Origin of the sequence: Nocardioides eburneus, from assembly GCF_040838215.1 — a bacterium.
GTDB lineage: Bacteria > Actinomycetota > Actinomycetes > Propionibacteriales > Nocardioidaceae > Nocardioides > Nocardioides eburneus.
In genome coordinates this window covers 1-21,254 of the sequence record NZ_JBFPJR010000030.1, presented here as the reverse complement: position 1 = coordinate 21,254, position 21,254 = coordinate 1, and the positions used below count along the sequence as shown (strand labels likewise).

Sequence of the window (21,254 nt, the reverse complement as noted above, 5' to 3'; positions counted from 1 at the left end):
CGGACGCGGCTGGGAGAATCCAGGCATGGCCATCCTCGACGAGCTCACCGACGCGGTGCTGCGCGAGTCCTTCGACCCGCTCACGCTCCACCGCGGCCGGGAGTACGCCGCGGACGGCCGCGTCTCCAGCCCCCGGATCACCGGCATGGGCGAGACGTTCGTGACGGCCTCGGCCAACGTCGCGGGCGGTCGCCCGGTCCCCTACCGCGTGCAGCTCACCGCCGACACCGACGAGGGCGGCGTGTGGCTGATGACCTCCTGCAGCTGCCCCGTGCGGCGCGACTGCAAGCACGGCGCCGCGCTGGCCCTCACCCTGGCGCACCCCTTCGACGCGCCCGACGCCGGCCCGGCCTGGGAGGAGCAGCTCCGGGGCCTGCTCGGCCAGCTCGCCGAGGAGGCCAAGCCGGACACCGACGCCACCCCGCTGGCGCTCGAGGTGGCGCTCGAGAGCGGCCGGTCGTCGTACGCCCGACATCAGCCGCCCAGCGTGCGGATCCGTCCGCTCCGACTCGGGGCTCGCGGCCGCTGGGTCAAGACCGGCGCGGACTGGCCCGACCTCACCAAGGCGATCCCCGGCACGGACTTCCCCCGCGCCCAGCTCCACCCGATGCAGGAGCTCGCCCGGGCGATGAAGCAGGAGCAGCTCTACTGGTACGCCGGCTCCGCGGTCCCGCTCGACGACTTCGGCGCCCACGCCGTCGAGCTCATCGGTCAGGCGGCCGCCGGTGGGGTGACCCTGCTGCCCGGCCCCGGTGTCCACGCCGTCGAGGTGCTCGACCAGCCGGTCGCGCTCTCGGCGCAGGTCCGACGTGCGGAGGGTCGCACGGAGCTCCGCTTCGGCCTCGCGTACGCCGACCGCCTGCTCGCCGGCCCCACCGTGCTGCCCCTCGGGCGGCCCGCCCACAGCGTCGCCTTCGCCGATGCGGGCACGCTCCGGCTGGCCCGGCTCTCCCACCGGCTCACCGAGCAGGCCCTGGCGCTCGTCACCGCGGAGGCGCCCCTCAACGTGCCCGAGGCCGACACGGCGCGGCTCCACTCGCTGCTCGGGCCGCTCGCCCGGCTGGTGCCGGTCGCCTCCCCCGACGACTCGGTGACGGTCCCAGAGACGCCACCGCCGACGCTCCAGCTCACGGTCACCTGGCTGACCGCGACTCAGGCGGCGCTGGTGTGGGAATGGGCCTACGGCGAGCGGCGCTACCCGCTCGAGTCGACCGACGACCTGGGGCTGCTGCGCGACCCGGAAGCGGAGTCGCAGATCTCCGCGACCGTTCCGCCCGACGTCCTCTCTCGCACGGAGGCGACCGACGGCGACGCGCTCGTCCTCGCGATCCACGACCTCCCCGCCCTGCGGGAGCTCTCCGAGGTGGTCGTGACCGAGCGGGAGCGGCCCGACTTCCGCGAGTCCGTGGACGGGCCCGAGATCGCGTTCGACCTCGCCGAGCCGGAGGCTGGGTCATCGGTCGGCACCGACTGGCTCGACCTCGAGGTCGTGATCCGGGTGGACGGCGAGCCGATCCCCCTTCCCGACGTCCTTGCGGCGCTGACCCGGGGCGCCGACTTCCTGGTCCTGCCGAGCGGGCTCTACGTCGCCTTGGACCGACCGGAGTTCGCGAAGCTGCGCGACGTCGTCGAGGCAGCGGCGCAGCTCCATGAGCGCGACGGCTCCCGCCTCAGCGTCGGCAAGCAGGACCTCGGCGTGTGGGCCGAGCTCGCTGAGCTCGGTGTCGTCGACAGCCAGGCGGCGGAGTGGGTCGCTCGCGCCCAGGCGCTCCGCGACCTCATCGACCTGCCGCGACCGGAGCCGACCGGCGTCGCGACCCAGCTGCGGACCTATCAGCTCGACGGGTTCTGGTGGCTCGCCTTCCTCCATCAGCATGGCCTCGGCGGGATCCTGGCCGACGACATGGGCCTCGGCAAGACGCTGCAGGTGCTGGCGCTGGTCGCGCACGCGGTCGCCGATGGCGAGGCGCGGCCGTTCCTGGTGGTCGCGCCGACCAGCGTGCTCTCCTCCTGGGAGGGTGAGGCCCGTCGTCACACCCCGGGCCTGCGGGTCGCCACGGTCACGCGCCGCTCCGAGCAGGTCGCCTCGTTAGCCTCCGACGCGGATCTCGTGCTGACGACCTACGCCATGCTGCGGCTCGAGCAGGACCAGTTCGCCGCGCTGCCGTGGGCGGGGCTCGTCCTCGACGAGGCGCAGCAGGTGAAGAACCACCAGAGCAAGACCTATTCGGCGGCCCGCCGGATCGAGGCGCCGTTCCGATTGGCCGTGACCGGCACCCCGTTCGAGAACCGGCTGATGGAGCTCTGGGCGCTGCTCTCGATCGCGGCGCCGGGGCTCTACCCGTTCCCCCGTGCCTTCCGCGACCAGGTCGTCACCCCCGTGGAGAAGCTCGGGGACGACGCGGCGCTGCGACGGTTCCGCAAGCGCGTGCGCCCCTTCCTGCTCCGACGCACCAAGGAGCTCGTGGCCGCCGACCTCCCGCCGAAGCAGGAGCAGGTCGTGGCGGTCGAGCTCTCGCCGCGCCACCGGAAGGTCTACGACGCTCATCTCGCGAAGGAGCGCCAGCGGATCCTCCACCTGCTCGACGAGCCGGGCGGCTTCGACGGCAACCGGGTGGCCATCCTGAGCGCGCTCACCCGCCTGCGCCAGCTCGCCCTCGACCCGGCGCTCGTCGGTGACGACCCCGACCACCAGGCCATCGGCTCGGCGAAGGTGGACCTGCTCGTCGACCAGCTCGCCGAGATCACCCAGGAGGGCCACAAGGCGCTGGTGTTCAGCCAGTTCACCTCCTTCCTGCGACGGGTGCGCGAGCGACTCGGCGAGGCCGGCGTCGCGACGGCCTACCTCGACGGCTCCACCACTGATCGCAGCGCCGTCATCGAGCGGTTCCGCGCCGGCGAGGCGCCGGTCTTCCTGATCTCGCTGAAGGCCGGCGGCGTCGGCCTCACGCTGACCGAGGCCGACTACGTCTACGTGCTCGACCCGTGGTGGAACCCGGCCGCGGAGGCGCAGGCCGTCGACCGCGCACATCGCATCGGCCAGAGCCGCCACGTGATGGTCTACCGCCTGGTCTCGGCCGACACCATCGAGGAGAAGGTGATGGAGCTCAAGGGCCGCAAGGCCGAGCTCTTCGCACGGGTCGTCGACGGCGAGGGCGCAACCGCCGTCGGCATCGAGGCCGAGGACATCAGGCGTCTCTTCGACGACTGACGTCCGAGATGTCGGGACGGTCGCCGAGGCCTCCCCCGCCATACCCATCCGCCCGCCCGTCCGCCCGCCTGCCTGTCCGCCCTTCCGGCCGCCCTTCCGGCCGCCCTTCCGCCTGCCCGCCCGCGTGCGTCCCGGCGGCCGTGCTCGTGGGCCGCATGGCCAGCGGCCGAGCCGCCAGGGCGGCGACCGAGGCCGGCACCATCAGGACGGCGATGACGAGCAGCGAGTCCAGCGTCCCGACGTGGTCGCCCAGCCAGCCGAGCAGCGGCGGGCCGCACAGGAACGCCGTATAGCCGACGGTCGACACAACCGCGACGCGTGCCGGTGCGCGGACCGGGTCGTCGGCCGCCGCGCTCATGCCGACCGGGAAGCCCAACGCCGCGCCGAGGCCCCAGATCGCGATGCCCGCGAGCGCCGGAGCGAGGTGGCCGGCGTACACCGTGACGAGGATCCCGACCACCGCGGCTACCGCGCAGACCCAGAGCATCCGAACCCGGCCGTACCTGTCGAGCGCCCGCGACCCGACCCAGCGCCCCAGCGTCATGCAGACGACGAAGACGGAGTAGCCGGCCACTCCGACCCAGTGCGGGGCGTCATAGCCGTCGATGACCGCCAGGGTGAGCCAGTCGTTGGCGCTCCCCTCGACCGCGCCGAAGGTGAGCACCAGCAGCCCGATCGCCAGCGTGCGCGGCTCCGTCCACGCCGAGCGGGCGGACGCGGCTGAGGTCGGCGCGTCCGGGCCGGCGTACGGCAGGAAGGTGGTGGTTCCACGCAGTGCGAACGCGAGGACGACCGCGGCGACGACGAGCAGATGGACGATCACGGGGACGGACGCGGCCGCCATCGGGATGCCGACGACGCTTCCCGCGATACCGCCCACACTCCACATCGCGTGGAAGCGCGGCATGATCGTGCGGCCGACGCGGCGCTCGACCTCGGCCGCCTCGACGTTCATGGCCACGTCCCACAGGCTGAACCCGATGCCGTAGCCGAAGAGGCCGACCGCAGCGAGCCAGGGCTGGTCGACCACCGTGGCGCCGAAACCCGCGAGGACAAGCGCCACGGTCCCGAGGACCGCGCCCGCGCGCACGGCCCCTGCCGCACCCCACCGTTCGACGACCCGGCCCGCCGCCGGGAGTGCCGCCACCGAGCCGACCGAGCTCGACAGGAGCAGGAGCCCCAGATGGCCGTTGGTGAGATGGAGGGACGCGCGTACGTCGGCGAGCCGGGACACGAAACTGGCGAAGAGGACGCCGCTCACCGTGAACGTGAGCGTCACACCGGTCTGCGCGGAGAGCGGGCGTACGGCGGAGCGGGTCGTCACCCCTCCATCCCACCAGATGCCGCGTCGCTCCCGGTCAGAGCCGACAGGCCGAGCCCCGCGGGGAGGCCCTCAACGACCAGTGGTCCAGTCGGTGCCGGGGTTCCGGGACTCCAGCCAGGCCTGGAAGCCGATCAGCGAGTCCGGCGACATGGCCAGCTCGACGTCTCGGGAGCCCGAACGGCAGACGACCACGACGTGGTCGGGATAGAGCGACATCTGCTCCATCCCCGCCGGCGAACGGCTGGAGACGTAGGTGAGCTCCGCGCGAACCCAGGTCCTCTTGGGCCGCGGCGAGAGCGAGAAGATCCGGAACCACTCCAGCGAGGATCCGGAGTAGCGTCCGAGCCCGAGCAGCCATCCGCGTCCGGGGCGACCGCCCCGGACGCGGTGGCTTAGCTCGAAGGTGCCGCCGTTGCGGCTGAGGAACCGGCGCCGCACCATGAGTGCGACGCCGTAGACGAGGACGAGCGCGAGCAGGACACCAGCCGCTTCAAGAGGCCACTCCCACCACGCCATCCAGGTCCGCCTCGAAGCCTCAGGAGGACTTCTCGACGGCCCGGATGCGCGCCTCGGCCCGCCGGATCCGTCGCTCGGCCTCGTCGGAGGCTGCGGTGGCGCTGATCAGGCTCTGGGCCCTCTCCAACTCCACACGGGCCTCCTCGAGGTTGATCTCCTCGGCGAGCAGCACGTGCTCGGACAGGACGGAGACCCGGTCGTCGGCGACCGAGAGGAACCCGCCGTCGACCGTGGCGACGACGACGGGGCCCTCCTCCGGGCTGATCTCGACGACCGCGTCGGTGAGCAGCGAGAGCACCGGCGCGTGACCGCGCAGGATGCCCACGTCGCCCTCGACCGTCCGGGCGATCACCATGGTGGCCTCGCCCGACCAGACCACGCGGTCGGCCGAGACGAGCTCCACCTGCAGGTAGTCAGCCATGGCTCAGAGGCTCTTCTGGATCTCGGCCCACTTCGCCTCGACGTCGTCGAGACCGCCGCACATGAAGAACGCCTGCTCGGCCACGTGGTCGTACTCACCGTCGGCGATCTTGTTGAACGCCTCGATGGTGTCCTTGACTGGGACGGTGGAGCCCTCGATGCCCGTGAACTGCTTGGCCACGTAGGTGTTCTGCGACAGGAACCGCTGGATCCGGCGAGCACGGGAGACGATGATCTTGTCCTCCTCGGACAGCTCGTCGACACCCAGGATCGCGATGATGTCCTGCAGCTCCTTGTTGCGCTGCAGGATCTGCTTGACCCGGATCGCGCAGTCATAGTGCGCCTGACCGATGTACTGCGGGTCGAGGATGCGCGAGGTCGAGGTCAGCGGGTCCACGGCCGGGTAGATACCGAGTGAGGCGATGTCACGCGAGAGCTCGGTGGTCGCGTCCAGGTGCGCGAACGTCGTCGCCGGGGCCGGGTCGGTGTAGTCGTCGGCCGGCACGTAGATCGCCTGCATCGAGGTGATCGAGTGACCACGCGTCGAGGTGATCCGCTCCTGCAGCACGCCCATCTCGTCGGCGAGGTTGGGCTGGTAGCCCACCGCCGACGGCATCCGACCCAGCAGCGTCGAGACCTCCGAGCCGGCCTGGGTGAAGCGGAAGATGTTGTCGATGAAGAGCAGCACGTCCTGGTTCTGCACGTCGCGGAAGTACTCCGCCATCGTCAGCGCCGAGAGGGCCACTCGCAGACGCGTGCCCGGCGGCTCGTCCATCTGGCCGAAGACGAGGGCGGTCTGGCCGATGACGCCGGCCTCGCCCATCTCGACGATGAGGTCGTTGCCCTCACGGGTCCGCTCGCCGACACCGGCGAACACCGACACACCACCGTGGTTGCGGGCCACACGGGCGATCATCTCCTGGATGAGCACCGTCTTGCCGACGCCCGCACCACCGAAGAGGCCGATCTTGCCGCCCAGAACGTACGGCGTCAGCAGGTCGATGACCTTGATGCCGGTCTCGAACATCTGGGTCTTCGACTCAAGCTGGTCGAAGGCGGGCGCCTTGCGGTGGATGCCCCAACGCTCGGTGACCTGGAGCTCGCTCGCCGGCACGTCGAGGACGTCACCGGTGGCGTTGAAGACGTGGCCGAGGGTCGCGTCGCCGACCGGGACCGTGATCGGGCCACCGGTGTCGGTCACCTGGGCGCCACGGACGAGGCCGTCGGTGGGCTTCAGCGAGATCGCGCGGACCATGCCGTCGCCGATGTGCTGGGCCACCTCGAGCGGGAGGACGGAGTTCTCGCCGCCGAGGGTGACCTCGACCTCGAGCTTGTTGTAGATGTCCGGCATCGCGTCGACGGGGAACTCCACGTCGACGACCGGCCCGATGACCCGGGCGATGCGACCGGTGCCGGCAGCTCCGGAGCCCTTGGTCTCTTCAACCGTTGCAGTCATGTCACTCACTCTTCTTGGGGTTGGTCAGTCGTTCGCGGAGGTCGCGTCGGCGAGGGCGTTGACGCCGCCCACGATCTCGCTGATCTCCTGGGTGATGCCGGCCTGGCGGGCCTGGTTGGCGATCCGGGTGAACTTCTTGATGAGCTCGTCGGCGTTGTCCGTCGCCGACTTCATCGCCTTCTGTCGCGCGGCCAGCTCGGAGGCCGCGGACTGGAGCAGGGAGTACCAGATCCGGCTGATGACGTACTGCGGCAGCAGCTTGTCCAGCACCTCCGACGGCGAGGGCTCGAACTCGTAGAGCGGCAGCACCTCGCCCTCGGCAGGGGCCTCCGTACCCTCGACGACCTCGAGCGGCAGCAGGCGTACGGCGGTCGGCCTCTGCACCAGCATCGACTGGAACCGGGTGTAGACGACGTGGACCTCGTCGACGCCGGGCGCCACGGTCGAACCGGACTCCGCCGCGCCGTGGAGGAAGACGTCGATCAGCGTCGCGCCGATCTCCTGGGCGACCTCGTAGCTCGGCTGGTCGCTGTGCCCCGTCCACGACTTCGCGAGGGAGCGCCCACGGAAGCGGTAGAACGCCTCCCCCTTGCGCCCGGAGACGTAGAGGTCGACCTCCTTGCCCTCGGCGCGCAGCTTCTCGACAAGGCCCTCGGCCTCCCGCAGGACGCTCGAGGAGTAGGCGCCGGCCAAGCCGCGGTCGCTCGTGATGACGAGCACCGCAGCACGGTCGGGCGTCGTGGGCTCGGTGGTCAGCGCGTGGTCGACGTTGGAGTACGTCGCCACCGCCGAGACCGCCCGGGTCAGCTCGCGGGCGTACGGCGCGGCCGCGTTCGCCCGCTGCTGCGCCTTGATGATGCGGGACGCAGCAATGAGCTCCATGGCGCGCGTGATCTTCTTCATCGACTCCGTCGACTTGATCCGCGCGCGGTACTCACGCAATGAGACTGCCATGCGACTAGTCCTCAGGCCCGCTTCTGCTTGACGATCTGCTCCTGCTCGACGTCAGCGTCATCGAGCGCCTCCACCTTCTCGGTGCCCACGTGGATGGACTTGCCGGCGGAGGTCTCGAACTGACCGAGGAAGGAGTCGTACGCCGACGCCAGCTCGGACTCGGTGGAGTCCTCGAACTTCAGCGACTCGCGGATGCCGGACAGGATGCCGGCGTGCGAGAGGCGGAGGAAGTCCAGGAACTCCTGCTCGAACTTCAGCACGTCCTCGACCGGGATCACGTCGAGGCGGCCGGTGGTGCCGAGCCACAGCGAGACGGTCATCTCCTCGACCGGGTACGGCGAGTACGCGGGCTGCTTGAGGAGGGCCATCAGGCGCTGACCGCGGTCGAGCTGCTGGCGGGACGCCGCGTCGAGGTCGGAGGCGAACATCGCGAAGGCCTCCATCGCGCGGTACTGCGCGAGGTCGACCTTGAGCGAGCCGGTGACGGCCTTGAGCGCCTTCGTCATGGCCGCACCACCCACGCGCGAGACCGAGACACCCACGTCGATCGCCGGGCGCTGGTTGGCCGCGAACAGGTCCGACTGCAGGAAGATCTGGCCGTCGGTGATGGAGATGACGTTGGTCGGGATGAACGCCGAGACGTCGTTGGCCTTGGTCTCGATGATCGGGAGACCGGTCATCGAGCCGTGACCCATGTCGTCGGAGAGCTTCGCGCAGCGCTCGAGCAGGCGGCTGTGCAGGTAGAACACGTCGCCCGGGTAGGCCTCACGGCCCGGCGGACGGCGCAGCAGCAGCGACACGGCGCGGTAGGCCTCGGCCTGCTTGGTGAGGTCGTCGAAGACGATGAGCACGTGCTTGCCGTCGTACATCCAGTGCTGGCCGATGGCCGAGCCGGTGTAGGGCGCGAGGTACTTGAAGCCCGCGGAGTCGGACGCCGGCGCGGCGACGATCGTGGTGTACTCCAGCGCGCCGGCCGCCTCGAGGGCACCGCGCACGGAGGCGATCGTGGAACCCTTCTGGCCGATGGCGACGTAGATGCAGCGGACCTGCTTGTCCGGGTCACCGGACTCCCAGTTCTGCTTCTGGTTGATGATCGTGTCGATCGCGATGGTGGTCTTGCCCGTGGCACGGTCACCGATGATCAGCTGACGCTGACCACGACCGATCGGGGTCATCGCGTCGATCGCCTTGATGCCGGTGGCGAGCGGCTCGTGGACCGACTTTCGCTGCATGACGCCCGGCGCCTGCAGCTCGAGCGCGCGGCGGCCGACGGTCGCGACCTCGCCGAGGCCGTCGATCGGGTTGCCGAGCGGGTCCACGACGCGACCGAGGTAACCGTCGCCGACCGGGACCGAGAGGATCTCGCCCGTACGACGGACGGTCTGACCCTCCTCGATCTTGTCGAAGTCACCGAGGATGACGACACCGATCTCACGGGTGTCGAGGTTCAGGGCGATGCCCAGCGTGCCGTCCTCGAACTCGAGCAGCTCGTTGGCCATGGCCGAGGGCAGCCCGGAGACCCGCGCGATGCCGTCGGCGGTCTGGGCAACGGTGCCGACCTCCTCGGTCTTCGCGGCCTCGGGCTTGTACTCGGCGACGTACTTCTGAAGCGCGTCGCGGATCTCCTCCGGACGGATGGTGAGCTCCGTCATCTCAGGTGCCTTCTCTCTCGTGTCTTTCTCAAAAAGTCTGCGTTGCCGGTGGTCGGGCGGGGAGCCCGGTCAGCCGGCCAGGGCGCGGCGGGCCTCGTCGAGGCGGCTGGCGACGGTGCCGTCGATGACGTCGTCACCGATCTCCACCTTGATGCCGCCGATCACCGCCGGGTCGACGACCAGGTTGACGTGGACGGGGCGGCCGTACTGACGCGACAGGGCGGCGCCCAGGCGGTCCACGTCGGCCTGCGCGAGCGGAGCAGCCACGCGGACCGTGGCCACCCCCTCGCCGTGGACCGACGCCGCGACCTTCTGGTACTCCCCCAGCGCCGCCGAGACGGTGCGGTAGGTGCCGGCCAGCGCCTGCTTGGCGAGGGTGACCGTCGCCGGCAGCGCCTTGCCGGCCAGGAGGCCGTCGAGGAGCGCCGCCTTGTCGGCGGCCGTCCGGGCGGGGTCGGAGAGCGCGTCGCGCAGCCCCGCGTTGGTCTGGATGGCCTGGCCGACGGTGAAGAGCTCGTCCGCGAGCCGACCGGACTCCTCCCCGGCCGACCGCACGGCGGCGATCTCGCTGAGGTGTTCGAGAGCGTCGGCGAGATCGAGCGCGCGCGTCCACTTGCGGGTCACGGCGGAGGTGAGCAGGCCGAGCGTGACCGCGTCGACCTTCCCACCGAAGACCTCGGTGGCGAGACCGCTCTTCGCCTCGGCCGCCACGGACGCGTCCGTGGCGAAGCGACGCAGGGCCGCCTCGCTCCGGATCGTCTGCGACAGCTCGAAGAGGGAGTCGGCCACCGTCGCCGCCGTCTGGGGCGAGCTGGAGACCGCGGTCCGCAGCTCGTCGGAGAGGGCGGCCACGGACTCGGCCGACGCACCACGGAAGTCCATCAGTGGGCACCACCCTGGCTGGTCTCGAGCTCCGCGAGGAAGCGCTCGACGACACGGCTCTGCCGCACGTCGTCCTCGAGGCTCTCACCGACGATGCGGCCGGCGAGACCGGTGGCGAGCGAGCCCACCTCGGTCCGCAGCGAGGAGACCGCCTGCTGGCGCTCCGCCTCGATCTGGGCCTTGCCGTGCTCGACGATGCGGGCAGCCTCGGTCTGGGCCTGCTCGCGCATCTCGGTGACGATCTGGGCACCCTGCTCGCGAGCCTCCTCGCGGATGCGGGCGGCCTCGTGCCGAGCGTCGGCGAGCTGCTTCTCGAGCTCGGCGAGCTTGGCGTCGGCCTCGGCCTGCTTCGTCTCCGCCGCGGCCAGACCACCCTCGATGGCCTTCGTGCGCTCGGCGTACGTCGCCTCGAAGTTCGGGACGACGAACTTCTTCACAAGGAAGAAGAGGATGGCGAAGACCACGATCGAGAGCACGATCTCGACCGGGTGCGGCACGAGGGGGTTCGGAGCCTCCTCAGCCGCCCTCACCACGAGGGGGGCGACAACCTGCATGGCAGATCCTTCCGGGTCCTACTCAGGGATTCGGCAGCAGCGCTGCGTCAGAGGACGAACGCGAGGGCGATACCGATGATCGCGAGCGCCTCGGCGAGCGCGAAGCCCAGGATGGCGATCGACTGGAGTCGCGCCTGCGCCTCGGGCTGGCGGGCCACACCGGAGATGTAGGCGGCGAAGATGAGACCGATGCCGATACCCGGACCAACAGCGGCCAGGCCGTAACCGATCATGTTGAGGTTGCCGTCCACGGCGATTTCCTTTCGGTTGTTACTACTTCAGGTGGAGTGGGTCAGGCTCTCAGTGCTCGTCCGCGACGGCACCGGAGATGTACATGGCGTTCAGCAGCACGAAGACGTAGGCCTGCAGGAACTGGATCAGGACCTCGAGGATCGCGACGCCGATGAAGAGCACCCAGGCGAGGACGCCGACCGGCGCGTAGGCCATCGACTTCTCGACGAGGTAGAGACCACCGGTCGCGAACAGGATCAGGAGCAGGTGGCCGGCGAACATGTTGCAGAACAGACGGAGGGCCAGCGTGATCGGGCGGACGATGAAGTTCGACAGCGCCTCGAGCGGGCAGAGCAGCAGCAGGATCGGCCCGCGGACGCCACCGGGCACGGTCATCAGCTTGATGTAGCCACCGAGGCCGTGCTTCTTGATGCCGGCGTAGTTGTAGATGCACCAGCTCATGATCGCCAGCGGGTAGACCATGCCGGCGCGACCGAAGGTCGGGAACTCGAAGAACGGGATGCTGCCCAGGAAGTTGTTGAGCAGGATGAAGGCGAACAACGCGAAGAGGTACGGCGTGAACCGGGCCGCATCGTGGCTGCCGATGATGTCGCGCGAGAGCGAGTTGCGGACGAAGCCGTACATCGACTCGCCGGCGAACTGCAGCCGACCCGGGACCATCGCACGCTTGCGGGACGCGGCGGCGAAGAGCACGAAGATGACGATCGCCACGATGACGATGTCGATCATCGGCTTGGTGACGCCGGCGGCCATGTGCTGACCGAGGAAGTCGAAGGTCTTCCCTCCGGACCCGATGCCCGGAAGGTCGAACTCACCGGGACCGGGCGGAGTGTAGGACTCCGCGTGGACCATGCTGATGGCGCTCACCTGTTCGTCTCCTGTACCGATCTCACTGCTTGTCTGCGCTGCTCGGGTCGTCCGGGTCGCTGCCCGGACCGCTCTTGCCGCTCACGCCGGGCTTGCCGCCCTCGTCAATCGGGATCCGGAATCTCGACCACGTGGCGTAGATCCCGAGTCCGGCACCGAAGAGGATCCCCACGACCACCAGGAACCTTGTGCCCAGCCAGTGGTCGAGGAGCAAGCCGATCCCGCCGTACAGCAGGACGCCCGCCACCAGGTAGCCGAAAGCGTGCCACGGATCGCCTTGTGGCGAGCCGCCGCTGGCGGAACCGGAGGGAGAGACGTCGCGCTGGTCGGGCGGAGGATTCTCCTGAGCCATCGCGAGGCGGACACTATCAGTCGCGGTCATCGAACGCTCACCCGCACGTCGGCAGAGCGGGCCTCGCCCGGCAGAGCGACGTCGTACGCCGGGATCCGGCGGCGCGACGCGAGCACCAGCTGGCTCAGCGTCCACACGAGTACGACGGCGACGACCGCCGCCACGAGCCAGCCCGCGCGGCCGTGGCCGGCGAGGGCGTCGACATCGCTGGCAGCCGTCAGCAGGACCGTCATGAGCACGAGCTGGAGCGCGTAGGTCAGCAGCGCCACCAGGAGCGAGGCCGCCGGCATCACGGTGGCGACCAGATCGACCGCGAACGCGCCGAACGCCATCACCACCAGCGCGAGGGCCGCGCCCGCGAGCGCCGCACCTGCCGCTCCCCCGCCGGCGACGGCGAGCGCGAGCACGGCAACGAGCGCTCCGGCTCCGACGGCGGAACAGGTCGCGCCGAGGAGCGTCGCGACACCGCCGGAGCGGTGGGGCTGCAACTCGGTCGTCATCGTCGGCGGCCGTCCTGTGTGGGGTCGTTCGGGCGTTACCTGAGCGTATCCATAACGCTCGTGAAAACTATCACAAGCGTCTGGCGGCGTCGAAATGGAACGATCCACAGGCCCTCCACGCCGGCGGTCTACAGCGTCGAGACCGGCTCCTCGGGCGGTTCGAGCAGCGCGTCCGTCTTCGTCCCGCGGACCTTCGGCAGCAGGAAGGTGAGCACGAGCGTCACCGCCACGGCAGCGCCGAGACCGCTCCACATCACCGGTCCGGTGTAGAGGCTCGCGAAGACAGAGCCGAAACCGATGAGTGCCGCCCACAGCCACATGATGAGGACCGCGCGACGTTGGGAGTGGCCGATTTCCAGCAGGCGGTGGTGAAGATGCTGTTTGTCGGGAGCGAACGGCGAGCGGCCCGCCCGGGTCCGTCGTACGACCGCCAGGACGAGGTCTACCAGCGGGACGACCAGGATCGTCACCGGCAGCAGGACGGGGAGCAGGGTCGGGAGCAGGCTCGCCTGCGAGCCGTGCGCACCCTGGCTGATGTCGGCAGGCGTGAACTGACCGGAGAGAGACACCGCGCTCCCCGAGAGGACGAGTCCGATCAGCATCGACCCGCTGTCCCCCATGAACAGCCGCGCCGGGTGCCAGTTGTGCACCAAGAAGCCGATGCACGCGCCGGCGAGCGCACAGCTCAGCAGCGCCGCGGTCGTGGCCCGGGTGACCTCGTTGATCCGGGTGAGCTCATAACAGAACAGGAAGAACGCGATGGCGCCGATGCCGACGACGCCCGCGGCCAGGCCGTCGAGACCGTCGATGAAGTTGACCGCGTTGACGGTGGCCACGACGACCAGGCCGGTGAGCAGCGCGCCTTGGGCCGGATCGATCGAGAACTGGCTGCCGTCGGTCTTGGTGATGAAGTTGTACTGCAGGTTGAACGCGATGAGGACCGCCGTCGCCAGGACCTGCCCGCCGAGTTTCGTGAGCGCGTCGAGCTCGATGATGTCGTCGATGATCCCGACGAGGCAGATCACGCCCCCGGCGACGAGGACCACGCCGGCGTCGTGGAGCACGAAGGCGGGGCTGTCGGCCAGGAACGGCAGCTTGCGCGCGACGAGGTAGGCCGCCACCAGGCCGCCCAGCATCGCCAGCCCGCCCATGTAGGGGATGGGCTCGGCGTGCACGTCCCGGTCCCTGACCTTCGCCACCGCACCGGTGCGGACCGCGATCTCCCGTGCCACCACCGTCAGCAGGTAGGTCACCGCCGCGGCGACGAGGAAGACCAGGAGGTAGGCACGCATCAGGCCTCGCCGCCCTCCGGCTTCGTCAGATCGACCTGGCCCTCGACGGGCAGCTGGACGTCGTGCTTGGCGAGCAGGGCGTTGATCCGTTCGACGGGGATCGCGCCGAGCCGAAGCAGCCTCGGCGTCTCCCCCGTGGCGTCGATGATCGTGGAGGGCTCTCCCCCGGGCGCCGTACCTGCGTCGAGCACGAGGGCGACGTCGTCCGCGAGCATCGACTCGGCCCGGTCGGCGTCCGTGGCGGGGGGCATCCCGGTCTTGTTGGCCGAGCTCACGGCGAGCGGTCCGACCCGGTCGATCACCTCGCGGGTGAGCGCGAGGTCCGGCATGCGTACGGCGACGGTGCTGCGCGTCTCGCCGAGGTCCCACTGCAGCGACGGCTGCTGGTGGAAGACGAGCGTGAGCGCACCGGGCCACAGTTCGTCCACGAGGGTGCGGGCCCAGTCGGGCACCCGGGTCGCGAGCGCGTCGAGCGTCGCGGCGTTCGCGACCAGGACGGGCGGCGGCTTCTCGCGGCCGCGCCCCTTGGCGTCCAGCAGGGCCTGCACGGCGCCTTTGTCGAAGGCGTCGGCCGCAACGCCGTAGACCGTGTCGGTCGGCAGCACCACGACGTCACCGCGCTGGAGCGCCTTCGCGGCCGCGTCGATGGCCTCCGCACGCTCCTCGTCGGTGGCAGTGGGGTAGCGAGTGCTCACGCGTCTCCTTTCCTCGGGCTCATCGTGCCAGTCGCGCCGTGGTGAAGCGCGGACGCCCTGCCAGGTCGCGGTGGTCGCGGACGTCGGCCCAGCGGCCGGTGGCGCTGAACACCGCCGGTGCCGCCTCGCCCTGGACGTCGGCGTGCTCGAAGCCCACCACTCCCCCGGCGCGCAGTAGCTGCGCCGCACGGCGCTCGAGCACGCGGATGGCGTCCAGGCCGTCCTGGCCGGAGAAGAGCGCCTCGTGAGGGTCGTGGTCGCGCGCCTCCTGCGCCACCGACTCCCAGGCCTCGAGCGGGATATAAGGCGGGTTGCAGACCACCACGTCGACGGTGCCGAGCAGGTCGTCGAAGGCGGTGGCGAAGTCCCCCTGGCGCAGGTCGACACCCATCCCGGCCAGGTTGCGCTCCGCGAAGGCGTACGCCGCCGGCGACAGCTCCACCGCGTGGACCCGCGCGCCGGGGACCTCGTCGGCCAGGCTCTTGGCGATCGCGCCCGAGCCCGTGCAGAGGTCGACGGCCACCGGCGCTGCGCGAGCGTCGCGATGGGCCTCGTCCGCTCCCCGCACCTGCCCCTGACGGAGGGCGTCGATCGCCCACCCTGCGAGCACCTCGGTCTCCGGACGCGGCACGAACACACCGGGCCCCACGGCCAGCTCGACGTGGCGGAAGTGGGCGACGCCGGTGAGATGCTGCAGCGGCTCGCGTGCGGCCCGCCGCTCGACCAGGGCGTCGAACGCCGCGAGGCGCGGGGTCGGCACGTCGTCGACGAGCACCAGACCGCCCCGGGTCGTGCCGAGCACATGCGCCAGCAGCTCGCCGGCGTCGTACGCGGGACTCTCGACGCCCGCGGTGGCGAGCCGCTCGGCTGCGGCCCGCACGACCGCACGCGCCGGGCGGCGTGCGGGCGCGTCGTGCGCCTTGGTCATGACTCGAGCGCCGCCAGCCGCGCGGCGAGGTCGGCCTCGACGGCCGTCTCCAGGACCGGACCGAGGTCGCCGTCGAGCACGTGGTCGAGGTTGTAGGCCTTGTAGCCCGTGCGGTGGTCGGAGATGCGGTTCTCCGGGAAGTTGTAGGTCCGGATCCGCTCGGAGCGATCGACGGTGCGGACCTGGCTGCGCCGGGCTTCACCGGCGGCGGCGTCTGCTTCTTCCTGTGCGGCCTGGAGGAGGCGGGCGCGCAGGATGCGGAGGGCCTGCTCCTTGTTCTGCAGCTGGGACTTCTCGTTCTGGCAACTCACCACGATGCCGGTCGGCAGGTGGGTGATGCGGACTGCGGAGTCCGTCGTGTTGACGCTCTGGCCACCAGGCCCGGAGCTGCGGAAGACGTCGATGCGCAGGTCGTTGTCGTTGATCTCGACATCGACCTGCTCGGCCTCGGGCATCACCAGCACGCCCGCAGCGGAGGTGTGGACCCGACCCTGGGACTCGGTCACCGGGACCCGCTGGACGCGGTGGACCCCGCCCTCGAACTTCAGCAGCGCGTACGGCGCGTGGCCCGGCTCGGGCGTGCCCTTGGCCTTCACCGCGACGGTGACCGACTTGTAGCCGCCGAGGTCGGACTCGGTGGCGTCGAGGATCTCGGTCTTCCAGCCCTGCCGCTCGGCATAGCGGGTGTACATCCGCAGCAGGTCCCCCGCGAAGAGCGCCGACTCCTCGCCGCCCTCCCCCGACTTCACCTCGAGGATCGCGTCCTTGTCGTCGGCCGGGTCGCGCGGCACGAGCAGCCGCCGCAGCCGCTCCTCGGCGTCCTCGCGGCGGGCGGCCAGCGTCTCGGCCTCCTCGGCGAACGCAGCGTCCTCCGAGGCGAGCTCGCGGGCCGCCTCGATGTCGTCACCGAGCTGCTGCCAGTGGCGATAGGCCCCGAGGATCGAGCTGAGCTCGGCGTACCGCTGGTTGAGCTTCTTCGCCAGCCGCGCATCGGCGTGCGTCTCGGGCTCCGCCAGGCGCTTCTCCAGCGCGGCGTGCTCCTCGACGAGCCCCTCGACTGCCTCGAACACCATCTCTCCTTCGGAATGGAGAACGCCGGCCCCGTGGGGCCGGCGTTCGGTCCGGACGCCGAGCGGCGTCCGGTGCGTGCGATGGCAAGGCGGCGACGCGAAGGCGACCTTGGAGCGAAGCGGGTCGTCGAGCGCCGCCAACGCAGCCAGCGTGCGTGCCGGGCGTCGCTCGGACTACTTCTTGCCGTAGCGGGCCTCAAAGCGGGCAACGCGGCCGCCGGTGTCGAGGATCTTCTGCTTGCCGGTGTAGAAGGGGTGGCACTGGGAGCACACGTCGGCGCGGATGACGCCGTCCGTCTTGGTGCTGCGCGTGGTGAACGTGTTGCCACAGGTGCAGGTCACCTGGGTCTCGACGTAGGTCGGGTGGATGTCGGCCTTCATGGGATTCCTCTCGAAAGGGGGCGCCGGGTCGCCGCCGCGGGGCTGCGGGACGTGAACCGGAACCAAGGAGTCAGTGTACGAGAACGGCGGTGGAGGCAGAAATCTTCCCGCCTCCACCGCGGACCGTCAGATCCCGTCGTGGGTGGTCTTCTGCACCTGCATGAGGAACTCGATGTTGGACTGCGACTTCCGCAGCCGCTCGAGGAGCAACTCGACCGCCTGCTGGCCGTCGAGACCCGCGAGCACCCGGCGGAGCTTCCACACGATCTGGAGTTCCTCCTTGCTCATCAGCATCTCCTCGCGACGGGTGCCGGAGGCGACGACGTCGATGGCCGGGAAGATCCGCTTCTCGGCGAACTCTCGCCGCAGCCGGATCTCCATGTTGCCGGTCCCCTTGAACTCCTCGAAGATCACCTCGTCCATCTTCGAGCCGGACTCCACGAGCGCCGTGGCCAGGATGGTCAGCGAACCACCGTTCTCGATGTTGCGCGCCGCGCCGAAGAACTTCTTGGGCGGGTAGAGCGCGGCCGAGTCGACCCCGCCCGACAGGATCCGGCCCGAGGCCGGCGCCGCGAGGTTGTAGGCGCGACCGAGCCGGGTGATGCCGTCGAGGAGTACGACGACGTCATGCCCGAGCTCGACGAGCCGCTTCGCCCGCTCGATGGCGAGTTCCGCCACGACGGTGTGGTCCGCCGGCGGACGGTCGAAGGTCGAGGAGATGACCTCGCCCTTCACCGAGCGCTCGAAGTCGGTGACCTCCTCGGGCCGCTCGTCGACCAGGACGACCATGAGATGGCACTCCGGGTTGTTCGTCGTGATCGAGTTGGCGATCTGCTGCAGGACCATCGTCTTGCCGGCCTTGGCGGGCGAGACGATGAGGCCGCGCTGACCCTTGCCGATCGGGGCCGCGATGTCGATGACCCGCCCGATCATGTTGTCCGGGCCGGTCTCGAGGCGCAGCCGCTCGGTCGGGTAGAGCGGCGTCAGCTTGCTGAAGTCCACCCGGTGCTTCGCCGTCTCCGGGTCGGCACCGTTGACGCTGTCGATGCGCACCATCGGGTTGAACTTCTCCTTGCGCTCGCCCTCACGGGGCTGGCGCACCTGACCCACGATCGCGTCGCCGCGGCGCAGGCCGAGGCGCTTGACCAGGGAGAGGGAGACATAGACGTCGTCGACGCCCGGGAGATAGCCGCTCGTCCGCACGAACGCGTAGTTGTCGAGCACGTCGAGGATGCCGGCCGCCGGCACCAGCACGTCGTCCTCGAGGATCGTCGTGTCCGGCTCGGTGCGCTGGCCGCGTCCCCGCTCGCGGTCGCGGCCGCGGCGACGCCGGTTGCGGCGGCTGCCGCCCTCCCCGTCCTGGTCATCGTCCGTCTGCTGGCCCTGCTGATCACGCTGACCCTGCTGACCCTGCTGATCACGCTGGCTCTGCTGATCACGCTGACCCTGCTGATCACGCTGAGGCTGCTGACCCTGGCCCTGGTCGGCGGCGGCACGCTCCTGACGCTGACGACGCTCGCGCTGCGGCCGCTCCTGGGCGGCCGCAGCCGCCGTCTCTGCGGGCGCCTGTCCCTCGTTCGGCTGCTCGGTCGGCTGCTCGGTTTGCGCCGCAGACTTCCGGCTCCTCCGAGCGGGCTTCTGCGGCGCCGGCTGGCCGGCCTGCTCAGCCGCCTGCGGCGCAGCGCTCGGGACCGTCGCCTCCGGCGCCGGCGGCTCTGCCGACTCAGCCGTCGCTGCCTGCGCGCGCGGCTTGCGCTCGCGACGCGGCTTGCTCTCGCCCTCGGGAGCAGCAGCGGGCGCGGCGGCGCGACTGCTCTGGGCGGCCTTGATCGCCTCGATCAGCTGCGCCTTCTTCATCGAGCCGGCGCCGGCGATCCCCATGCCACCCGCCATCGCCTTGAGGTCGGCGAGCAGCATCGCATTGAGTCCGCCGCGCTTCTTCGGAGCGTTCCCGGCGGATTCGTTGGTTTCCGTCACGTGAGGTCCTTCCCACGTATCCAGCCGCGACCGGCGTACGACGTCGGGCGGCTCACTTGTCAGAACTTCCCTCGCACGGGCAGCCACGAGCGCGATGCGCCGGGCGCGCGGTCGACAGGAAGGAGAGAAGCATCGGGTGGAGCCCGATGCTCCGCGGGATGCTACGCCGAGATCAACGGCGCGCGCCCAATGTAACATCCGGCACGGGCGATCGCTCGTGTGGTGAGGGCACGTCACGGGCCGAGCCGTCGAGCAACGAACACGAGCTCCTGACAAGGACGGTCCGGCGCGTCGCGGACATCGATGACCTCGAGGCCGTGCTCGTCGAGGTCTCGCTCCACGTCACGGCGTCGACGGAAGCGCAAGGTCGAGACCGAGCGCAGCTCCTCACCGTCGAGGGTGATCGTCGACTCGAACGTCACCAGCGGAAGCGCCACCTCGGTCACCGTCCTGGAGAGGACCGCGGGGACCCCGCCGGGAAGTGACAGCTCCGTCGCATCGACCGGCCACCTCTCCCAGGCACGGACCTCGGGCCTCCTGGTCTCGAACGCGAACCATCCGCCCGGGCGGAGACAGGCGCGGACCGCGCCGAGCGTGAGATGCCAGTCGGCGTCGGAGACGAATACCTGCGCGACGTTGCCGGTCATCACGACCAGGTCGGCGACCGGATCGAGACGTGCCGCAGCCGTCGCATCGCCCACGACCCACGTCACCCTCGCAGCGCCCGGCTTCCGACGGGCGACATCCAACGACGCCTGGGCCGGATCGACCCCGAACACCGCAAGTCCTCGGTCCGCCAGTCGGAGCGCGAGCGACCCGGTGCCGCACCCGATGTCGACCACCCGTCGCGCGCCCACTTCCTGAGCGATCGCGGCATAGGTGTCGAGGTCCGATCTATCGCCCTCGATGAAGTCGTAAAGAGCAGCGAGCCGTGGATCCGCGAAGGCAGCGTCGGGTTCACGCATGACCGTGAGGCTACGGAACCCGACGCGCGCAGGTCACGACAATTGCCGTCCGCTGACATCGGCGACAGCCGTGCCGCTGGACGATATCGGGTGACCGAGAATGGTTGCCCGCGGACCACGAAGCGTCTACCGGTCAGCCGGGATCGGTGAACGAGATCGGCTTGCCGGTGGCGCGGGCGTAGGCGATCTCCCTGCTCGTGGACTCGCCGATATACCCGCCTGGGTTGACGACCAGCACCCGGTCAGCCAGGTCGATCTTGCGCAGGTGAAGGGCATCCAGCGCGGTCTTCTGCTCCTTGGTGATCAACTCGTCTGCTTCGCCTGGCGCGACGACGATGACACCCGCGAAAGTCAGATCACGGTTCGCCGCACGCATCTCGTTCACGAACCGGGTAGAGCCGCAGATGCAGACGATCTCAGGTCGGGTGGGCACGGCTCAATCAATCCTTCGGTCCAACGGGAAACCGTCCGCGCTCGCGTTGACATCACGGGGAGGCAGACGAGGCAACACCTTACGCAGCGAGATGGACGTCGCGGCCGCACCGTTGCAGGCGGGCGACAAGGCCCGCATGGAGAATGCCGCTGCGCGACGGCGAAGTCTGGCGCGCACCCAGCTCGCCAACTTCCTTGAGCAGCACGGCCTAGGTGCGTCGGTGGAATCGGTAGTCGCCGTTGGGAAGCCGGGTCATGTCGTAGGCCGGGTCGTGGGCGCGGTGGTGGTGGTGGCCGCAGAGGAGGACCCCGTCGGCCAGGTCGGTCCGTCCGCCTTTCGACCACGGTTGGAGGTGGTGGGCGTCGGTCCACGCGGCGGGGACGGTGCAACCCTCGGCGCGGCAGGTCTTGTCCCGTAGCCGCAGTGCCTTGCGCTGGGCGGGGCTGAACAGTCGCCGTGCCCGGCCCAGGTCCAACGGCTCCGACTTCCCGCCGAAGACCGCGGGCAGGATCTTGGCGGTGCACGCCAGCCGGCGGGCCTCGGCCGCGGACAGCGGCACCCCGCCGCCCAGCT

At 70.3% G+C, this 21,254-nt stretch carries 22 protein-coding genes; 1 reads left to right on the top strand and 21 read right to left on the bottom strand.

The annotated features are described in order from the left end of the window. Positions 1–25: 25 nt before the first annotated feature. Complete coding sequence (locus AB3X52_RS15235; RefSeq protein WP_367994949.1) at positions 26–3,211, top strand: DEAD/DEAH box helicase; 3,186 nt, start codon at positions 26–28, stop codon at positions 3,209–3,211. Here the strand turns inward: AB3X52_RS15235 and AB3X52_RS15230 are convergent. The 21 genes from AB3X52_RS15230 to AB3X52_RS15130 form a co-directional block, all read right to left on the bottom strand. Next, a complete protein-coding gene (locus AB3X52_RS15230) occupies positions 3,189–4,535 on the bottom strand; it encodes an MFS transporter (RefSeq protein WP_367994948.1) in 1,347 nt (448 codons plus the stop codon). The two genes, AB3X52_RS15235 and AB3X52_RS15230, sit on opposite strands and share 23 nt — an antisense overlap. A gap of 69 nt (positions 4,536–4,604) precedes the next feature. Continuing rightward, on the bottom strand, positions 4,605–5,051 hold the full coding sequence (locus AB3X52_RS15225) for a DUF2550 domain-containing protein (protein WP_367994947.1): 447 nt from the start codon (positions 5,049–5,051) through the stop codon (positions 4,605–4,607). Between the two features lie 19 nt (positions 5,052–5,070). After that, positions 5,071–5,472 (bottom strand): F0F1 ATP synthase subunit epsilon, encoded by a 402-nt coding sequence (locus AB3X52_RS15220; RefSeq protein ID WP_367994946.1) that lies wholly within the window; start codon positions 5,470–5,472, stop codon positions 5,071–5,073. A gap of 3 nt (positions 5,473–5,475) precedes the next feature. Next, positions 5,476–6,927, bottom strand: a complete 1,452-nt coding sequence (gene atpD, locus AB3X52_RS15215; protein WP_367994945.1) for a F0F1 ATP synthase subunit beta — start codon at positions 6,925–6,927, stop codon at positions 5,476–5,478. Between the two features lie 24 nt (positions 6,928–6,951). Continuing rightward, entirely contained in the window at positions 6,952–7,881 is a 930-nt protein-coding gene (locus tag AB3X52_RS15210; protein WP_367994944.1) for a F0F1 ATP synthase subunit gamma, read from the bottom strand. 11 nt (positions 7,882–7,892) lie between these two features. Continuing rightward, the gene (gene atpA, locus AB3X52_RS15205) at positions 7,893–9,533 is read right to left on the bottom strand and encodes a F0F1 ATP synthase subunit alpha (RefSeq protein WP_367994943.1); all 1,641 of its coding nucleotides are present in this window, start codon (positions 9,531–9,533) and stop codon (positions 7,893–7,895) included. Positions 9,534–9,602: 69 nt separating this feature from the next. Beyond that, positions 9,603–10,415, bottom strand: a complete 813-nt coding sequence (locus AB3X52_RS15200) for a F0F1 ATP synthase subunit delta (protein ID WP_367994942.1) — start codon at positions 10,413–10,415, stop codon at positions 9,603–9,605. Then, on the bottom strand, positions 10,415–10,969 hold the full coding sequence (locus tag AB3X52_RS15195) for a F0F1 ATP synthase subunit B (protein ID WP_367994941.1): 555 nt from the start codon (positions 10,967–10,969) through the stop codon (positions 10,415–10,417). Before AB3X52_RS15195 ends, AB3X52_RS15200 begins: the two co-directional genes overlap by 1 nt. Positions 10,970–11,016: 47 nt before the next feature. Beyond that, on the bottom strand, positions 11,017–11,220 hold the full coding sequence (gene atpE, locus AB3X52_RS15190; protein WP_367994940.1) for an ATP synthase F0 subunit C: 204 nt from the start codon (positions 11,218–11,220) through the stop codon (positions 11,017–11,019). Between the two features lie 49 nt (positions 11,221–11,269). Further along, positions 11,270–12,088 (bottom strand): F0F1 ATP synthase subunit A, encoded by an 819-nt coding sequence (gene atpB, locus AB3X52_RS15185; RefSeq protein WP_367994939.1) that lies wholly within the window; start codon positions 12,086–12,088, stop codon positions 11,270–11,272. 22 nt (positions 12,089–12,110) lie between these two features. Further along, positions 12,111–12,470 (bottom strand): hypothetical protein, encoded by a 360-nt coding sequence (locus tag AB3X52_RS15180; protein ID WP_367994938.1) that lies wholly within the window; start codon positions 12,468–12,470, stop codon positions 12,111–12,113. Then, positions 12,467–12,940 carry a hypothetical protein gene (locus tag AB3X52_RS15175; RefSeq protein WP_367994937.1) on the bottom strand — a complete coding sequence of 158 codons (474 nt, stop codon included), beginning with the start codon at positions 12,938–12,940 and terminating at the stop codon, positions 12,467–12,469. Before AB3X52_RS15175 ends, AB3X52_RS15180 begins: the two co-directional genes overlap by 4 nt. Positions 12,941–13,068: 128 nt before the next feature. Next, positions 13,069–14,232: a glycosyltransferase family 4 protein gene (locus AB3X52_RS15170; protein WP_367994936.1), complete on the bottom strand. Its 1,164-nt coding sequence runs from the start codon at positions 14,230–14,232 to the stop codon at positions 13,069–13,071. After that, positions 14,232–14,927: an L-threonylcarbamoyladenylate synthase gene (locus AB3X52_RS15165; RefSeq protein ID WP_367994935.1), complete on the bottom strand. Its 696-nt coding sequence runs from the start codon at positions 14,925–14,927 to the stop codon at positions 14,232–14,234. The genes AB3X52_RS15170 and AB3X52_RS15165 overlap by 1 nt, the downstream gene beginning before the upstream one ends. Before the next feature lie 19 nt (positions 14,928–14,946). Next, complete coding sequence (gene prmC / locus AB3X52_RS15160) at positions 14,947–15,855, bottom strand: peptide chain release factor N(5)-glutamine methyltransferase (protein WP_367994934.1); 909 nt, start codon at positions 15,853–15,855, stop codon at positions 14,947–14,949. Continuing rightward, positions 15,852–16,925 (bottom strand): peptide chain release factor 1, encoded by a 1,074-nt coding sequence (prfA, locus tag AB3X52_RS15155; RefSeq protein WP_437440563.1) that lies wholly within the window; start codon positions 16,923–16,925, stop codon positions 15,852–15,854. Before prfA ends, prmC begins: the two co-directional genes overlap by 4 nt. 174 nt (positions 16,926–17,099) lie before the next feature. Beyond that, positions 17,100–17,306 (bottom strand): 50S ribosomal protein L31, encoded by a 207-nt coding sequence (rpmE, locus tag AB3X52_RS15150; RefSeq protein WP_367994932.1) that lies wholly within the window; start codon positions 17,304–17,306, stop codon positions 17,100–17,102. 126 nt (positions 17,307–17,432) lie between these two features. After that, on the bottom strand, positions 17,433–19,283 hold the full coding sequence (rho, locus tag AB3X52_RS15145; protein WP_367994931.1) for a transcription termination factor Rho: 1,851 nt from the start codon (positions 19,281–19,283) through the stop codon (positions 17,433–17,435). A gap of 233 nt (positions 19,284–19,516) precedes the next feature. Continuing rightward, a complete protein-coding gene (locus AB3X52_RS15140) occupies positions 19,517–20,248 on the bottom strand; it encodes a class I SAM-dependent DNA methyltransferase (RefSeq protein WP_367994930.1) in 732 nt (243 codons plus the stop codon). Positions 20,249–20,381: 133 nt separating this feature from the next. Then, positions 20,382–20,681, bottom strand: a complete 300-nt coding sequence (locus tag AB3X52_RS15135) for a hypothetical protein (RefSeq protein ID WP_367994929.1) — start codon at positions 20,679–20,681, stop codon at positions 20,382–20,384. Between the two features lie 208 nt (positions 20,682–20,889). Continuing rightward, positions 20,890–21,254: HNH endonuclease signature motif containing protein (locus tag AB3X52_RS15130; protein WP_367994928.1), on the bottom strand; the 365-nt coding region annotated here is incomplete at its 5' end.

Bases quoted from the DNA above. Each gene is read 5' to 3' on its own strand.
- AB3X52_RS15235 (WP_367994949.1), top strand. From the start codon at position 26: ATGGCCATCCTCGACGAGCTCACCGACGCGGTGCTGCGCGAGTCCTTC.
- AB3X52_RS15225 (WP_367994947.1), bottom strand. From the start codon at position 5,051: ATGGCGTGGTGGGAGTGGCCTCTTGAAGCGGCTGGTGTCCTGCTCGCG.
- AB3X52_RS15220 (WP_367994946.1), bottom strand. From the start codon at position 5,472: ATGGCTGACTACCTGCAGGTGGAGCTCGTCTCGGCCGACCGCGTGGTC.
- atpD (WP_367994945.1), bottom strand. From the start codon at position 6,927: ATGACTGCAACGGTTGAAGAGACCAAGGGCTCCGGAGCTGCCGGCACC.
- AB3X52_RS15210 (WP_367994944.1), bottom strand. From the start codon at position 7,881: ATGGCAGTCTCATTGCGTGAGTACCGCGCGCGGATCAAGTCGACGGAG.
- atpA (WP_367994943.1), bottom strand. From the start codon at position 9,533: ATGACGGAGCTCACCATCCGTCCGGAGGAGATCCGCGACGCGCTTCAG.
- AB3X52_RS15200 (WP_367994942.1), bottom strand. From the start codon at position 10,415: ATGGACTTCCGTGGTGCGTCGGCCGAGTCCGTGGCCGCCCTCTCCGAC.
- AB3X52_RS15195 (WP_367994941.1), bottom strand. From the start codon at position 10,969: ATGCAGGTTGTCGCCCCCCTCGTGGTGAGGGCGGCTGAGGAGGCTCCG.
- AB3X52_RS15180 (WP_367994938.1), bottom strand. From the start codon at position 12,470: ATGACCGCGACTGATAGTGTCCGCCTCGCGATGGCTCAGGAGAATCCT.
- AB3X52_RS15175 (WP_367994937.1), bottom strand. From the start codon at position 12,940: ATGACGACCGAGTTGCAGCCCCACCGCTCCGGCGGTGTCGCGACGCTC.
- AB3X52_RS15170 (WP_367994936.1), bottom strand. From the start codon at position 14,232: ATGCGTGCCTACCTCCTGGTCTTCCTCGTCGCCGCGGCGGTGACCTAC.
- prmC (WP_367994934.1), bottom strand. From the start codon at position 15,855: ATGACCAAGGCGCACGACGCGCCCGCACGCCGCCCGGCGCGTGCGGTC.
- rpmE (WP_367994932.1), bottom strand. From the start codon at position 17,306: ATGAAGGCCGACATCCACCCGACCTACGTCGAGACCCAGGTGACCTGC.
- AB3X52_RS15140 (WP_367994930.1), bottom strand. From the start codon at position 20,248: ATGCGTGAACCCGACGCTGCCTTCGCGGATCCACGGCTCGCTGCTCTT.